Here is a 15,254-nt window from a genome sequence, read left to right on the forward strand (position 1 = left end):
CGGATAGCATGGCTCGGTGACTCCCGCCGACCTCGCTGCCACTGTTCTCTCAGCTGCCCGTGCCGTTTTCGTTGCCCGGGGCCTGGACGCCGACGCGCTCCCGGCGACCACGACGGTGGAGCGACCCCGAAATCCCGAGCACGGCGACTACGCCTCGACGCTCGCCATGCAGCTCGGCAAAAAGGTCGGCGTGGCGCCGCGTGAGCTGGCCGCCGCCCTGGCCGAGGAGCTGGGCCGGCTGCCCGGCATCAAGTCGGTGGAGATCGCCGGTCCGGGCTTCCTGAACATCCGGCTCGATGCCGCCGCGGCCGGCGTGCTGGCCCGCGACATCGTGCTGGCCGCCGGTGAATACGGCCACACCGCCCAGCTCGCCGGACAGCGGATCAACCTGGAGTTCGTCTCCGCCAACCCCACCGGCCCCGTGCACATCGGCGGGGTGCGCTGGGCGGCCGTCGGCGACGCGCTGTCCCGCCTGCTGCGCGCCGCGGGCGCCACGGTGGGCACGGAGTACTACTTCAACGACGCCGGCTCCCAGATCGACCGCTTCGCGAAGTCGCTCTACGCGACCGCGAAGGGCGAGCCGGTGTCGGAGGACGGATACAGCGGCGAGTACATCGCGGAGATCGCGGCGACCATCAAGAACGAATACCCCGACGGAGACCTGGAGACCTACCGGGTCGAGGGCGTCCGGCTGATGTTCGCCGAGATCAAGCAGTCACTCGAGCAGTTCGGGGTGCACTTCGACACCTACTTCAACGAGAAGGATTTGCACGATCGGGGTGAGCTGCAGGACGCGCTCGACCGGCTGCGCGAGCAGGGCCACGTCTTCGAGTCCGATGGCGCCACCTGGCTGCGCACCACCGACTTCGGCGACGACAAGGACCGGGTGCTGCGCAAGTCGGACGGCGACTGGACCTACTTCGCCGCGGACTGCGCCTATTACCTGGACAAGCGCCAGCGCGGCTTCGACCGGGTCGTGATCATGCTGGGCGCCGACCACCACGGCTACATCGGCCGGATGAAGGCGATGGCCGCGTGCTTCGGCGACGACCCGGCGGTCACCCTCGAGATCCTGATCGGCCAGCTGGTCAACCTGGTCCGCGACGGCGAGCCGCTGCGGATGAGCAAGCGGGCCGGCACCGTGGTCACGCTGGAGGACTTCGTCGACGCGCTGGGCGTGGACGCGGCGCGTTATGCGCTGGCCCGCTATTCGTCCGACTCGCAGATCGACATCGACATCGAGCTGTGGACCCGGGCCAGCCGGGAAAATCCGGTCTACTACGTGCAATACGTGGCGGCCCGCACCGCCAGCGTGGCCCGCCACGCCGCCGAGGTCGGCCTGACCCGGGGCGACGCCGAGGGCTTCCGGCCGGAGCTGCTCACCCATGAGAAGGAACACGACCTGCTCAAGGCGCTGGGCGAATACCCGGCCGTGGTGGCCTCCGCCGCCGAGCTGCGCGAGCCGCATCGGGTCGCGCGCTATCTGGAGGAGAAGGTGGCGGCGTCCTACCACCGTTTCTTCGACAGCTGCCGGGTGCTGCCGATGGGCGACGAGGAGATCACCGACCTGAACCGCGCCCGCCTCTGGCTGAACGACGCCACCCGTACGGTGATCGCGAACGGGTTGGGCCTCCTGGGCGTCTCCGCGCCGGAAAGGATGTGACCCGTGAGAGCACACGAGGCCGGCGCCCTGCACGGTGACCTCGGCAGTCGAGGGCCGGCGTGGTTGCGTACCCCCGAGGACGTGAACGCGCTCGTGCCGGAACTCTGGCCGCGGACCGTGACCCGCGCCGAGGCCGGCGCCTTGACCATCGGCGGCGTGAGCGTGCTGGATCTGGCCGCCGAGCACGGCACCCCGGCCTATCTGCTGGACGAGGAGGATCTGCGGGCCCGCTGCCGCGACTTCCAGCAGGCGTTCAGCGACGCCGACGTCTATTACGCGGGCAAGTCGTTCCTGTGCAAGGCCGTGGTCAAGGTGATCGACGAGGAGGGGCTCTTCCTCGACGTCTGCACCGGCGGGGAGCTGGCGGTGGCGCTGGCCGCGGGCTTCCCGCCGGAGCGGATGGGCTTCCACGGCAACAACAAGTCGCGTCGCGAGCTGGAGCGGGCGGTCGAGGCGGGCGTCGGCCGCATCGTCGTCGACTCGTTCCAGGAGATCGACCGGTTGTCCGAGATATCCGTGGCCCTGAACAAGCGGCCCAAGGTCCTCGTCCGGGTCACTGTCGGCGTCGAGGCACACACCCATGAGTTCATCGCCACGGCGCACGAGGACCAGAAGTTCGGCTTCTCGCTGGCCGGCGGCGACGCCTTCGCGGCGGCCGTCAAGATCCTCGACGAGGGGAAACTCGACCTCCGCGGACTCCACTCGCACATCGGCTCGCAGATCTTCGACACCAGCGGCTTCGAGGTCGCCGCCCGCCGGGTGCTCGAACTGCAGGCGCGGATCCGGGACGCTCGCGGGGTGGAACTGCCCGAGCTGGACCTGGGCGGCGGTTTCGGCATCGCGTACACCACGCAGGACGACCCGTCCCCGGCCGGTGACCTGGCCAAGCGGATCAACAAGATCGTCGAGTCCGAGTGCGACCTGGCCGGCCTGGCCATTCCCCAGCTCTCCATCGAGCCCGGCCGGGCCATCGTGGGCCCGGCCGTCTTCACCCTGTACGAGGTGGGCACGGTCAAGGACGTCGACGGCATCCGCACCTACGTGAGTGTGGACGGCGGGATGAGCGACAACATCCGGACCGCGCTCTACGACGCGTCCTACAGCGCCACGATCGCCTCCAAGAAGAGCGAAGCCGAGCCCTTGCTGGCCCGCGTCGTGGGAAAGCATTGTGAATCCGGGGACATCGTCGTGAAGGATGAATTCCTGCCCGCCGACGTGCAGCCCGGAGATCTTCTCGCGGTGCCCGGCACGGGCGCGTATTGCCGGAGCATGGCCAGCAACTACAACCACGTGCCGCGCCCGCCGGTGGTCGCGGTCCGTGACGGTGTCTCCCGTGTGATCGTCCGCCGGGAGACCGAGGAAGATCTGCTCGCATTGGATGTTGGATGAGGTCTGTGAAACTCGCGCTGCTCGGCTGTGGCACGGTCGGTTCCGAAGTCGTCCGACTGCTGCACGAGCAGGCCGACGACCTGACCGCGCGGATCGGCGCCCGGCTCGAGATCGCCGGCATCGCGGTGCGCCGGCCGGGCCGTGCGCGCGGCGGACCGCACGTCGCGACGGAGCTCTTCACCACCGACGCGCTCGGGCTGGTCAAGCGCGACGACGTGGACATCGTGATCGAGGTGGTGGGCGGCATCGAGCCGGCCCGCACCTGGCTGACCGAGGCGCTGCGGGCCGGCAAGAGCGTGGTGACGGCGAACAAGGCGCTGCTCGCCGAGGACGGCGCGGCGCTGCACGACGCGGCCGCCGAGGGCAACGCCGACCTTTACTACGAGGCCTCGGTGGCCGGGGCGATCCCGCTGCTGCGCCCGCTGCGCGAGTCGCTGCACGGCGATCGGGTCACCCGGGTGACCGGCATCGTCAACGGCACGACCAACTTCATCCTGTCGTCGATGGACGCCACCGGGGCCGGCTTCGGCGAGGCCTTGGACGAGGCCACCGAGCTGGGCTACGCGGAAGCCGACCCGACCGCCGACGTCGAGGGTTTCGACGCCGCCGCCAAGGCCGCCATCCTCGCCTCCCTCGCGTTCCACACCCGGGTCACCGCCGCCGACGTGTTCCGTGAGGGCATGACCGGGGTGACCGCCGGCGACATGGCCAGCGCCAAGGCGATGGGCTGCACGATCAAGCTGCTGTGCATCGCTCAGCGCGGCCCGGACTCGAGCGGGCAGGAGTCGGTCAGCGTGCGCGTGCACCCGGCGATGATCCCGCGCAGCCACCCGCTGGCCGGTGTGGGCGACGCGTTCAACGCGGTGTTCGTCGAGGCCGAGGCCGCCGGTCAGCTGATGTTCTATGGCCGCGGCGCCGGTGGCACCCCGACCGCCAGCGCGGTGCTCGGTGACATCGTGGCGGCGGCGCGCAACCGGCTCACCGGCACCCGCGCGCCGTCCGAGTCGGCGTACGCGCATCTGCCGATCCGTCCGATCGGCGAGGCCGTCACGCGCTATCACATCAGCCTCGACGTGGCCGAGCGCCCGGGCGTGCTGGCCGCGGTGGCCGGCGTCTTCGCGAAGCATGACGTCTCGATCGCGACCGTGCGGCAGTCCGGCCGGTCCGAGGACGCTCAGTTGATCATCGTGACCCACGGCGCGCCGGACGCGAACCTGGCCGCGACCGTTGCGGAGCTGGGCGGACTCGATATCGTCCGCTCTATCGCCAGCGTGTTGCGGGTCGAGGGAGATTAATCATGTGGCGCGGACTGATCGAGGCGTACCGGGATCGGCTGCCGGTCGGGCCGGAGACGCCGGTGGTGACCCTGCACGAGGGCAACACCCCGCTGGTGCCGGCGCCGGTGCTGTCGCAGCGCACCGGCGCGGACGTGTTCCTCAAGGTGGAGGGCGCCAACCCGACCGGCTCGTTCAAGGACCGCGGCATGACCATGGCCGTGTCCAAGGCGGTCGAGGAGGGTTCCAAGGCGATCATCTGCGCGTCCACCGGCAACACCAGCGCGTCCGCCGCGGCCTATGCGGCACGCGCCGGGCTGACCTGCGCGGTGCTGGTGCCGCAGGGCAAGATCGCGCTCGGCAAGCTGGCCCAGGCACTGGTGCACGGCGCCAAGCTGCTGCAGGTGAACGGCAACTTCGACGACTGCCTGGCGCTGGCGTCGAAGCTGTCCCAGGACTTCCCGGTGTCGCTGGTCAACTCGGTGAACATCTTCCGGCTGCACGGGCAGAAGACGGCCGCCTTCGAGATCGTCGAGGCGCTCGGTGACGCGCCGGACATCCACTGCCTGCCGGTCGGCAACGCGGGCAACATCTCCGCCTATTGGATGGGCTATCAGGAGGATCTCGAGGCGGGCACGATCAAGAAGGCGCCGCGGATGTTCGGCTTCCAGGCCTCCGGCGCCGCGCCGATCGTGACCGGCCAGGTGGTGCCGGAGCCGTCCACCATCGCCACCGCGATCCGGATCGGCAATCCGGCCAGCTGGACCAAGGCGCTGGACGCGCGGGACGCGTCCGGCGGCCTGATCAACGCGGTCACCGACCGGGAGATCCTGTCGGCCTATCGGCTGCTGGCCCGCGAGGTCGGCGTGTTCGTCGAGCTGGCGAGCGCGGCCAGCGTGGCCGGGCTGCTGCAGCAGAGCGCGGCCGGGCTGGTGCCGGCCGGCGCCCGGGTGGTCTGCACGGTCACCGGTCACGGCCTCAAGGACCCGGAGTGGGCGATCTCCACCGCGCCGTCGCCGACCACGATCAAGAACGACGTGCTGGCGGCCGCCAAAGCGCTCGATCTCGCATAAATTCGGGAAAGTCCGGCGTGTCCGCTTTGCGGCTAAGGCGATGATGCCTACCCTCTTGCGGTGACCGAGACCCTGACCGCAGTCGGAATCCCGGCCCAACATCCCGCCGCGCCACCGGCCGCCGCACGCGAAGAGCGGCCGCGCCGGCAGTGGGAGCTCGACGCCTTGCGCGTCATGGCCATCTTCGGCGTGGTCGCGATCCACGTCTTCGGCCTGATGCTGCGCCACCAGGTCGGCTCGCCGGGCTGGTGGGCGGCGGTGGTCCTGGACGTCGGAGCGACCTGGGTGGTCCCGGTCTTCGTGATGATCAGCGGCGCGCTGGTGCTGGCGCCACGGGCGCACGCCGGCGGCCCGGTCGCCTTCTACCGCAAGCGCTTCGTCCGCATCCTGCCCGCGCTCGTGGTCTGGCACCTGGTCTATCTGTTCCTGGTGCGGGCCTGGATGCGCGGCGGCGACCTCGATCCGGCCGCCGTGCTCGCCAACCTGATCAACGCGAAGGTCTACACCGCGCTCTACTTCCTCTGGCTGATCGCCGGGCTCTACGCGATCGCGCCGGTGCTCGCCACCTTTCTGCGCGACGGCGGCCCACGGCGGGCCTATCTGCTGGCCGGCGCGGCACTGGCCTGGACCCACGGCGCCTACGCGCTGGCCACCCTCTCCGGCAAGCTGGGCCAGCCGCATCCGATGCCGCTGGACGCCTGGAACCAGTGGTGGCCGTACGTCGGCCTGTTCCTGGCCGGCTGGGCGCTGCGCCGCACCGTGCTGAGCGTCCGCGGCATCGTGGTCGCGCTCCTGTTGGGCGTCGCCGCCATGGCCGAGGTGATCTGGCAGTTCGGCCATCCCGGGGCGCTGGGCCGGCTGGCCGCCTTCGTCCCGGTCACCCGCCTCGGCCCGGTGGTCGCCGTGGCGGCGCTCTGCTTCTTCCTGGTGGCGGTCGGCGTGGGCGCCCGTGTGACGCCCACCCCGCGCGCTCAACACCTGGTCAAGAAGCTCTCCGACGCGTCCTTCGGCGTCTTCCTGGTGCACCTGCTGATCCTGGAGATCGGCCGCCTGACCATCCCGGCGATCGCCGCGGCCACCTCGTTCTGGATCATGCTGGCCGCCTACGCCGCCACGATGGTCCTGTCCTTCTTGGTGTCCCTCGCGGCCGCCCGCATCCCCTGCGTCCGCGCGGTCTTCTAAAGTGAGTGTTTGAGAGTGGTGTCGCACGGCGTGTCCACGTCGTTGGTCGCAACGCCGTGATGGTGGCGGGGTGGAGCGTGAGCGGCGGTACCCCGTCGGACTTGACCGATGGGCAGTGGGAGATCGTGGAGCCGATGCTCCCGTTTGATCAAGTCACCGGGCCGGATCCCGAAACACCCCCGCCGGGCAATCGTCGACGCGATCTTGTATGTGGTCCGCTCCGGCTGTTCGTGGCGGCAGCTACCGGTCGATTTCCCGCCCTGGCAGACGGTGTACTGGCATTTCCAGCAGTGGGAACAGCGTCAGGTGACCGAGCGGATCCTGGACGAGTTGCGCGAACAGGTCCGCCTTGCCGAGGGCCGGGACGCTGAACCGTCCGCGGGGATCATTGATTCGCAGTCGGTGAAGGGCGCCGACACCGTCGGGCGGGACTCGCGCGGCTACGACGCGGGCAAGAATCAACGGGCGTAAGCGGTTCATCGTCATCGACACCCTGGGCCTGCTGGTCGTGGTGTGTGTGATGTCCGCGTCCTGGCAGGACCACCTGCTCAGCACGTACCTGAGCAGCCCGGTCCGGCACGTGGTCGCCGACCAGGGCTTCGCCGGCCGGCTGGTCGACTGGGCGGCCGCCACGCTGTACACCACTGTGGAGATTGTTCGTAAGCCCGCCGAGCAGAAAGGCTTCGCCGTGCACCCGAAACGCTGGGTGGTCGAACGCAGCCTCGCCTGGCTCACCGCTTCACCGCCGGCTGGCCCGCGACTACGAACGCGACCCGGCGATCTCGGAAGCGTTCCTCCGCTGGGCCGCGAGGACTCAATACCGATCCAGGCGATAGCCGAGCAAGAGACGGGTGCCGGTGGCGTCGGTGGTGACTTTGCAGCTGGTGCAGGACCGCCGGATGAGCCACAACCCATGGTGATTAGGCTTCCCGGTGCCGGGCTGGCGGACGGGCAGCTGAGCTTCCGGGATGCCGGGACCGTGATCGGTGACTTCACACCACAGATGGTCGGCGCGCCACCAGAGCAGTAATTGACCGTGACCGCCACCGTGGCGCACGACGTTGGTCATCGCTTCATGCACGGCCAGGACGAACTGGTACAGGTCGACCCCGGACAATCCTTCGCGGCTGCTGACAGCTCGTACCTGCCCCCGCACCTCCGGCAATGCCGTGGAGTCGAACCAGCAGGCCAGCAGGACCGCTGATGCACCCGGCGCCGGAGCGGGCACGGCGGTGACGGGTGCATCAGCAGCCCGCTCGACGCTGTCGGCGGGTAGGCCACGGGTGAAGGTCTCGGTCCAGTCGAGGTTGTGCTCTTCAAGGGTGATCAGTTCCGCGGCTGCGGCCGCGAAGGCAAACGCCGCCAGTTCGGTGTCGTCCCATCCGCCTGGCGAGCGGCGGTACAGGTCGACGGCTCCGTCGTGGCGGACGCCGCCGGCGTGTAGCGGCAGCGCTAACACCGCACGTACCCCGACGTCCAGCGCGGCCGGGGTGAACCGCGGCCACCGTTGCCGCCAGGGTCCGGTCGTCAGATCAGCGACGACCACTGGACGGCGCCCGATAGCGGCGTCGCGGCACGGGCCCTCTTCCATGGTGTGCTGCAGATCTTCGATCTGTGCGCTGATCTCGTCACTGGTGAACCGAACCTCAGGACCTGTCAAGGCCTTTCCGGCTGACACGCTGACCCCGGCTATGCCGGGCATCAGCGTCTCGCTCGCCCGGCCCAGGCCGGCCACGTCCGGGCCGTGTGCGCCGACCAGATCCCAGACCTGAGCCGAGCGGCCGCCCCGCTTTTCGGTCTCGCCGTTGGACGCCGATCGTCGCACGAAGAACTGGTTGTCCGACATTGCCTTACCTCGGTCCCGCCTCACACCACCGTGACGAGTTCAAACCCGGCAACACGATCGCCGGCGTCCCACCGAGACAGGAACTCTCCACCATTGCGGAGTAGGCCCAAATCTACCCCGAACAGCATCACCCGATCCCGAAGGAATCCGACAGTCTGCCGCCCCTTACGGCCCACAGCGTGGAGCATTCCGGGCCGGCCGCGGTCCGCAGCCGCCGACGCAACGTGTTGCCCACCTCGTGTCTTCAACCAGCGGCACGCTGCAGATACAGGCTGGGGCAGTCGGCTGGGGACAGCGTCGGCGGTCCGCACAACGAGGTTCATCAAAATGAAGCCGCATCCGACCAGGTAGGTATCCGAGCAGCGGCGTCTTTCACCCATTCGTGGTGCGCTACGGGGCTTGGACGACGAAAGTCGTCATGATCGAGTCAGGTTGTCGGGCCGGCGGCAGCCGACGTCGACGACTCTGCCCTGACGATCAGTGGCGGGGCGGGGCGGGGCGGGGCGGGGCGGGGCGGGGCGGGGCGGGGCGGGGCGGACGGTTCGGCCTCGCGGCCTTCAGCAAGGCGGACCTGTTCGCGCAACTCGTCCAGGATCCGCTCGGTCACCTGACGCTGTTCCCACTGCTGGAACTGCCAATACACCGTCTGCCAGGGCGGGAAATCGACCGGTAGCTGCCGCCACGAACAGCCGGAGCGGACCACGTACAAGATCGCGTCCACGATTGCCCGGCGGGGGCGTTTCGGGATCCGGCCCGGTGACTTGATCAGCGGGAGCATCGGCTCCACGATCTCCCACTGCCCATCGGTCAAGTCCGACGGGGTACCGCCGCTCACGCTCCACCCCGGCAACCATCACGGCGTTGCGGGCAACGACGTGGACACGCCGTGCGACACCACTCTCAAACACTCACTTAAGACAGGCAGCTCGCGAGGTGATCCGGTCGCTATGACCGGTCGCGGTCCGGTGTGAACTCGTCGGCGGCCGCGCTCACCAGCAGGTTCGTCGCCTCCGCGATCAGCCGCAACTGATCGGCTGAGAGGCGGCTGAGGAGCTTTCGCTGTTTCTCCATCCCGGCATCGAAGATGCCGCCGATGAGTTCGTTGCCCGCTCTGGTCAGCCCGATCCGGCGAACCCGCCGATCGCGCAGATCCTCCGTGCGCGCCACGAGGTCCTGGGCCACCAGCCGGTCGACCATCCCGCTCAGGGCGGCCAGCCCGACGCCGAGGATGCCGGCCAGCTCCCCGCCGGAGATGTTGCCGTGACGCGAGAGCAGCATCAGGATCTTGATCTGCGTGAGGGTCAGGTGCGAGTTGAAGAGCGGATCCGAGCGGTCATACGCGAACAACCTCTGAAGGCGCTGCTGCGCGACCATAATGTCGGCGATGAGCTGTTCCTGCTCGGCCAACGCAGCCTCCCGTGTATCCGGCTGATGGCCGTATTGCGTCCATCTGATGTCGAACGCTACCAGCGCACCCCGCTGAAAAACCATTTGTTCGCGTGGGGCAAACTATCAGTACTGGCCGAACTTTTTACGGGGGAGCGCCCATGTCAATTCTGACCCGGCTCAGTCTCGCCAACCGTGGCCTCGTGGCACTGATCGCGATCGTGATCACCGGCTTCGGGGTCTATGCCATCCCGTCTCTGAAGCAACAGTTGCTGCCCTCGCTGGAGTTCCCCGGCGCCTTCATCGGCGCGTCGGTGCCCGGCGCGAGCCCGGAGATCATCGAGGAACAGGTCACCAAGCCGATCGAGGACGCCGTCAAGGGCGCCGACGGTCTGGACACCGTCCAGTCCACCAGTCGGGAAGGTTCGGCCACCATCTCGGTCACCTTTGAGTTCGGCACCGACATCGACAACGCGGTCAACCAGCTCACCACCTCGATCAACCGGATCCAGCCGACGCTGCCGGACGGGGTCGAGCCGACCGTGTTCGCGGGCAGCACCGACGACATCCCGGCGATCGTGCTGGCCGCCTCCGGTGGCAGTGACCAGACCGATCTGGCCGGCAAGCTCACCGACACCGTGGTGCCCGAGCTGAGCGCGGTCGAGGGCGTGCGCGACGTGCAGGTCACCGGCGTCAACGACGAGCAGGTCGTGATCACGCCGAACCTGGCCGAGATGGGCCGGCGCGGGGTCAGCCCGGCGGGCCTCACCGAGGTGCTGCGGGCGAACGGCATCTCCATCCCGGCCGGTGCGGTGGCCGAGGGCGAGAAGTCGCTCAGCGTGCAGGTCGGCACCCCGATCGCCGGGCTCGACCAGCTGCGCAACCTCTATCTGACCGGCGGCTCCGGCCCGGTCAAGCTGGACGACGTCGCGGATGTGGACAGCAAGCCGGGGTCGGTCACCGGCTACACCCGTACCGATGGGGTGGAAAGCCTTGGCATCGCGGTCACCGCGGCACCGGACGGCAACCCGGTCGCGATCTCGCACGAGGTCAACGCGATGCTGGCCGACCTCGAGCGGGACTCCGGCGCCAAGCTCACCGTGATCGTCGACCAGGCGCCGTTCGTCGAGCGCTCGATCGACAGCCTCACCACCGAGGGCCTGCTCGGCCTGCTGATGGCCGTCATCGTCATCCTGGTCTTCCTGCTCTCCATCAGGTCCACGCTGGTCACCGCGGTGTCCATCCCGCTGTCCGTGCTCATCGCCCTGATCGCGCTCTGGGTCGGCGACTACTCGCTCAACCTGCTGACCCTGGGCGCTCTCACCATCGCGGTGGGCCGCGTCGTGGACGACTCGATCGTCGTGCTCGAAAACATCAAGAGACATCTGGGGTACGGCGAGACGAAGACGCACGCCATCACCACCGGCGTGCGTGAAGTGGCCGGCGCGGTCACCGCCTCCACGCTCACCACGGTCGCCGTGTTCGCCCCGATCGCCCTGGTCGGCGGCTTCGTCGGGCAGCTGTTCGCGCCGTTCGCCATCACCGTCACGGTGGCCCTGATCGCGTCCCTGTTCGTCTCCCTGACCGTGGTGCCGGTGCTGGCCTACTGGTTCCTGCGCCCGGCCGCGGGCGGCAGCGAGGCCGACGAGGTCCGCCTGGCCGCCGAGGAGAAGGAGCGCCGCGGCCTGTTGCAGCGGTCCTACCTGCCGGTGATCAAGTTCGCCACCACCCGGCGCTGGACCACCGTGCTGATCGGCATCCTGGTCCTGATCGGCACGTTCGCGTTGTCCACCCGGCTGGAGACCAACTTCCTGGACGAGTCCGGCCAGGACTCGATCACGATCAGCCAGCAGATGCCGGTCGGCACCAACTTGGCCACCGTGGACGCGGCGGCCAAGCAGGTCGAGGGCGTGCTCGCCGGCCGCGAGGGCGTGAAGTCCTACCAGGTGTCGGTCGGGCAGAGCGGCGAGTTCAACCCGTTCGTCGGCTCCGGCGGGGCCAGCGGCGCCTCGTTCAACGTGGCGCTGGACGAGGACGCCGACGCCATCAAGATCGGTGATGACCTGCGCGCCGAGCTCGGCGCGATGAGCGGCATCGGCGAGGTCACCGTCGGCGGCGACAGCAGCACCGGGCTCAGCGGCAGCGACCTGTCGGTGACCGTGCAGGCCGCGGACAACGACGTGCTCGCCCAGGCCACCGAGCAGGTGCGCGCGGCGATGGCCGGCACGCCGAACGTGACCGAGGTGGCCACCACGCTGGCGGCCAGCGTGCCGCGGCTGCAGGTGGCGGTCGACCGCCAGGCGGCGGCGCGCGCCGGGCTCACCGAGGCGCAGGTCGGCCAGTCGGTGGCCGGGGCGTTCCGGCCGGCGCCGGCCGGTCAGATCACCGTCGACGGTGCGAGCCGCGACGTGGTGATCTCGTTCGGCTCGCCGCCGGCCAGCGCGGATGCGCTGCGGGCGCTGCCGCTGACCACCGCGCGTGGGGTGGTACCGCTGTCCACTGTGGCGAAGGTGTCCGAGGTGGACGGTCCCGAGGAGGTCACCCGGGTCGACGGCGAGCGCAGTGTGTCGGTGACCGGCACGTCGACCGCGCCGGACCTGCGTGCCCTGACGACCGAGCTGACCAAGCGGCTGGATGCGCTCGACCTGCCGCCGGGCGCCTCGTACTCGATCGGCGGGGTCAGCCAGGACCAGGCGGACGCGTTCGCCGACCTCGGGCTGGCCGTGCTCGCCGCGATCGCGATCGTCTTCGTGATCATGGTGGCCACGTTCCGGAGCATCCTGCAGCCGATCATCCTGCTGGTCTCCATCCCGTTCGCGGCGACCGGCGCGATCGCGCTGCTGCTGGCGACCGGCACCCCGCTCGGCGTGCCCGCGCTGATCGGTGTGCTGATGCTGGTCGGCATCGTGGTCACCAACGCCATCGTGCTGATGGACCTGATCAACCACTATCGCCAGGGCGGCATGGCCGTGCGCGAGGCGGTGATCGAGGGTGGCCGGCACCGGCTGCGGCCGATCCTGATGACCGCGATCGCGACCATCTTCGCGCTGCTGCCGATGGCGCTCGGCCTCACCGGTGAGGGCGGCTTCATCAGCAAGCCGCTGGCCATCGTGGTGATCGGCGGCCTGGTCAGCTCGACGCTGCTGACCCTGGTGCTGGTGCCGACGCTCTACACGATGGTGGAGAACCGCAAGGAGAAGTCCCGGGCCAAGCGGGAGCGCAAGCGCCTGGCGAAGGCCGGTCTGCCGAAGCACGCCGCGGACGAGCCGGAAACCGACGGCGAGGTCCCGGCCGACGACGCGGTGCCGGACTCGAGCGGTGGCGCGCACGAGGCGCCGCCGGCGGCGGACGGCGGACGACCCGAGAAGGAGCCCAGCACCGCGCTGCGCGGATACACGGATCAGTTCGAGGTCCTGAAGATGCCGCGCCGCCGGCCCGAGGTCTCCTAGGAACGGCGGCGGTAGCGGCCGGGCGCCACCTCGTGGTGGCGTTTGAAGGCCGCGGCGAAAGCGAACTCAGAGGTGTAACCGACCCGGTGGGCGATGGCGCTCACCGGGTCGTCGCTTTGCCGCAGCAGGCGAGCCGCGGTGGTCATCCGCCACCACGTGAGATAGGTCAGCGGCGGTTGCCCCAGCACGTCGGTGAAGCGGCGCGCGAACGGCGACCGGGACAGGCCCGCCTCGGCGGCCAGCTTCGCGATCGTCCACGGATGCGCGGGGTCACTGTGGATGGCCGCGAGGGCGGGCGCGACCACCGGGTCGTTCAGCGCGGTGGCCCAGGGCGTGCGGTCCGGCTGTTCCCGGGTCAGCCAATCCCGCAACGTCAGCACCAGCAGGGTGTCCAGCAACGCGGGGATCAGCGCGTCGGTGCCGAGTCCCGGGCTCTCCAACTCGGCCGCGAGCAGATCGACGGCGGCACGGAGATCGGACCGGCCGGCCGCGACGTGGACGACCTCGGGCAGATCGAGCAGCAACGGGTGGATCAGTGCCGGGTCCAGTTCGTAGGCCCCGCACAGAGTCAAGGTCGTCGGTCCGGTCGATTGTCGCGGGGCGACCAGCGGGGTGTCCGGCCGGCAGGCCGGCCCGGTCGGCCTGAGTTCCTGGTCAGCGGCCAGGACGTGACCGCGACCGTGCGGACGGAAGACGACGTCGCCCGCGCCCAGCGAGATCGGCGCCGCGCCCGGCAGAACCAGCCAGCACGGCCCGCGAAGGTTGACGTGGAACCCGGCCGCCCCCGGCACCGCCGCGAACTCCTGTGCCCACGGCGCGTGCCACTCCACCAGCGCCGAAACCGGCCGCCCGGTGCGCATGACCGCGAGCACATCGCTGAGCACATCCACCGCGGGACGATCGCATATAAAAACAGGATCATCAAGCATGGGTCGTCCTCGGCGCCGACCTTACGGTCGATCCATGAGAGCAATGCGCATGCATGGATACGGCGACCCGTCCGTCCTGAGCCACGACGAGATCCCGACGCCGGTCCCGGGCGACGGCGAGGTGCTGGTGCGGGTGGCGGGCACGTCGTTCAACCCGTCCGAGGCCGGCCTGCGGCGCGGGCTGCTGCGATCGGTGTTGCCGATCGACCTGCCCTTCGTGCTCGGCGGCGACATGTCCGGCGTGGTGGCGGCCACCGGCCGGGCGGTGGTCGGCCGGCTGGACGGCGGCGCTGCGGCCGACTATGTCGCGGCGCCCGCGGAACTGCTGGTGCCGGCCCCGGAACGGATCCCGCTGGCCGACGCGGCGGCCCTGCCGATCGCCGGGGTGACGGCCTGGCAGGCGGTGTCCGAGCAGGCGGAGGTGTCGGCCGGACAGCGGGTGCTGATCAACGGCGCCGGGGCGGTCGGCCGCTTCGCCCTGCAACTGGCCAAGCACGCGGGCGCGCACGTCACGGTGGCGACCGGCGCCCGGGACGTGGCGTCACTCCGGAAACTGGGCGCGGACCGGGTCATCGGCCGCGGTCGGCCGGTGTCGGAGCGGTTCGACGTGGTGCTGAACTTCGCCGTCGCCGAGACGGACGGGCTGGCCGAGCTCGGTGGGGTGCTGGTCTCGGCGACGGTGCCGATCGGCCGGCATTTCGTGGTGCGCAACGACACGACCCAGCTGGCGGCCCTGGTGGGCCTGGTGGACGCGGGCGTGGTGCGGGTCGAGATCGCGGCCCGGCGACCGATGTCGGAGATGGCCGCGGTGCACCGGGAGGCCGAGGCGGGCACGCTGCCCGGAAAGACGATCCTGGTCCCGGAGGCGCGTTGAAGCTGACGCGCTGTGGACAAGCCGTCGAACCTGTCATACCCCAGCCCTAACTTGAAGCCCACCCAGTGCCTGGGTGGGGGAGGTGGCGGTGCCGGGGAGGTGGCGGTGCCGGGGAGGTGGCGGTGCCGGGGAGGTGGCGGTGCCGGGGAGGTGGCGGTGCCGGGGAGGTGGCGGTGCCGGGGAGGTGGG

At 69.9% G+C, this 15,254-nt stretch carries 13 protein-coding genes and 1 pseudogene; 10 read left to right on the forward strand and 4 right to left on the reverse strand.

The genetic code is table 11. From position 1 onward, the window contains the following. The first annotated feature begins 16 nt into the window (after positions 1 to 16). The 7 genes and pseudogenes from argS to ACZ6TI_RS00865 all read left to right on the forward strand — a co-directional run. Positions 17 to 1,663, forward strand: coding sequence for an arginine--tRNA ligase (gene argS / locus ACZ6TI_RS00835; RefSeq protein WP_465342884.1), 1,647 nt, complete (start codon positions 17 to 19; stop codon positions 1,661 to 1,663). A 3-nt stretch (positions 1,664 to 1,666) separates the two neighbouring features. Next, complete coding sequence (lysA, locus tag ACZ6TI_RS00840; RefSeq protein WP_465342885.1) at positions 1,667 to 3,052, forward strand: diaminopimelate decarboxylase; 1,386 nt, start codon at positions 1,667 to 1,669, stop codon at positions 3,050 to 3,052. Next, positions 3,049 to 4,347, forward strand: a complete 1,299-nt coding sequence (locus ACZ6TI_RS00845) for a homoserine dehydrogenase (protein WP_465342886.1) — start codon at positions 3,049 to 3,051, stop codon at positions 4,345 to 4,347. The genes lysA and ACZ6TI_RS00845 overlap by 4 nt, the downstream gene beginning before the upstream one ends. A 2-nt stretch (positions 4,348 to 4,349) precedes the next feature. After that, complete coding sequence (gene thrC, locus ACZ6TI_RS00850; protein ID WP_465342887.1) at positions 4,350 to 5,399, forward strand: threonine synthase; 1,050 nt, start codon at positions 4,350 to 4,352, stop codon at positions 5,397 to 5,399. A gap of 60 nt (positions 5,400 to 5,459) precedes the next feature. Continuing rightward, the gene (locus ACZ6TI_RS00855; RefSeq protein WP_465342888.1) at positions 5,460 to 6,581 is read left to right on the forward strand and encodes an acyltransferase; all 1,122 of its coding nucleotides are present in this window, start codon (positions 5,460 to 5,462) and stop codon (positions 6,579 to 6,581) included. A 108-nt stretch (positions 6,582 to 6,689) separates the two neighbouring features. Next, positions 6,690 to 7,052: a transposase gene (locus tag ACZ6TI_RS00860; protein WP_465342889.1), complete on the forward strand. Its 363-nt coding sequence runs from the start codon at positions 6,690 to 6,692 to the stop codon at positions 7,050 to 7,052. Between the two features lie 13 nt (positions 7,053 to 7,065). Further along, positions 7,066 to 7,257: pseudogene (locus tag ACZ6TI_RS00865) on the forward strand (IS5-like element ISFal3A family transposase); the annotation flags it as partial. A 138-nt stretch (positions 7,258 to 7,395) separates the two neighbouring features. Here ACZ6TI_RS00865 and ACZ6TI_RS00870 read toward each other — a convergent pair. From ACZ6TI_RS00870 to ACZ6TI_RS00880, 3 genes are all read right to left on the reverse strand, one after another. After that, positions 7,396 to 8,427, reverse strand: a complete 1,032-nt coding sequence (locus ACZ6TI_RS00870; protein WP_465342890.1) for an ATP-binding protein — start codon at positions 8,425 to 8,427, stop codon at positions 7,396 to 7,398. A 427-nt stretch (positions 8,428 to 8,854) separates the two neighbouring features. Beyond that, positions 8,855 to 9,238 (reverse strand): transposase, encoded by a 384-nt coding sequence (locus tag ACZ6TI_RS00875; protein WP_465342891.1) that lies wholly within the window; start codon positions 9,236 to 9,238, stop codon positions 8,855 to 8,857. A gap of 134 nt (positions 9,239 to 9,372) precedes the next feature. After that, positions 9,373 to 9,705 (reverse strand): MarR family winged helix-turn-helix transcriptional regulator, encoded by a 333-nt coding sequence (locus tag ACZ6TI_RS00880; RefSeq protein ID WP_465342892.1) that lies wholly within the window; start codon positions 9,703 to 9,705, stop codon positions 9,373 to 9,375. Between ACZ6TI_RS00880 and ACZ6TI_RS00885 the strand changes: the two genes are divergently transcribed. Next, positions 9,688 to 9,987 (forward strand): hypothetical protein, encoded by a 300-nt coding sequence (locus ACZ6TI_RS00885; RefSeq protein WP_465342893.1) that lies wholly within the window; start codon positions 9,688 to 9,690, stop codon positions 9,985 to 9,987. The two genes, ACZ6TI_RS00880 and ACZ6TI_RS00885, sit on opposite strands and share 18 nt — an antisense overlap. After that, complete coding sequence (locus tag ACZ6TI_RS00890; protein WP_465342894.1) at positions 9,975 to 13,262, forward strand: efflux RND transporter permease subunit; 3,288 nt, start codon at positions 9,975 to 9,977, stop codon at positions 13,260 to 13,262. Before ACZ6TI_RS00885 ends, ACZ6TI_RS00890 begins: the two co-directional genes overlap by 13 nt. Here the strand turns inward: ACZ6TI_RS00890 and ACZ6TI_RS00895 are convergent. Further along, positions 13,259 to 14,152, reverse strand: a complete 894-nt coding sequence (locus ACZ6TI_RS00895; protein ID WP_465342895.1) for an AraC family transcriptional regulator — start codon at positions 14,150 to 14,152, stop codon at positions 13,259 to 13,261. The genes ACZ6TI_RS00890 and ACZ6TI_RS00895 overlap by 4 nt on opposite strands. Positions 14,153 to 14,225: 73 nt before the next feature. Between ACZ6TI_RS00895 and ACZ6TI_RS00900 the strand changes: the two genes are divergently transcribed. Next, entirely contained in the window at positions 14,226 to 15,065 is an 840-nt protein-coding gene (locus ACZ6TI_RS00900; RefSeq protein WP_465342896.1) for an NADP-dependent oxidoreductase, read from the forward strand. The last annotated feature ends 189 nt before the right edge of the window (positions 15,066 to 15,254 follow it).

The sequence above is a fragment of the Actinoplanes sp. NPDC051388 genome, assembly GCF_055586225.1.

Excerpts from the sequence above, each read along its gene's own strand:
- ACZ6TI_RS00870 (WP_465342890.1), bottom strand. The coding sequence starts at position 8,427 with ATGTCGGACAACCAGTTCTTCGTGCGACGATCGGCGTCCAACGGCGAG.
- ACZ6TI_RS00900 (WP_465342896.1), top strand. The coding sequence starts at position 14,226 with ATGAGAGCAATGCGCATGCATGGATACGGCGACCCGTCCGTCCTGAGC.
- ACZ6TI_RS00845 (WP_465342886.1), top strand. The coding sequence starts at position 3,049 with ATGAGGTCTGTGAAACTCGCGCTGCTCGGCTGTGGCACGGTCGGTTCC.
- ACZ6TI_RS00890 (WP_465342894.1), top strand. The coding sequence starts at position 9,975 with ATGTCAATTCTGACCCGGCTCAGTCTCGCCAACCGTGGCCTCGTGGCA.
- ACZ6TI_RS00860 (WP_465342889.1), top strand. The coding sequence starts at position 6,690 with ATGGGCAGTGGGAGATCGTGGAGCCGATGCTCCCGTTTGATCAAGTCA.
- ACZ6TI_RS00880 (WP_465342892.1), bottom strand. The coding sequence starts at position 9,705 with ATGCTGCTCTCGCGTCACGGCAACATCTCCGGCGGGGAGCTGGCCGGC.
- thrC (WP_465342887.1), top strand. The coding sequence starts at position 4,350 with ATGTGGCGCGGACTGATCGAGGCGTACCGGGATCGGCTGCCGGTCGGG.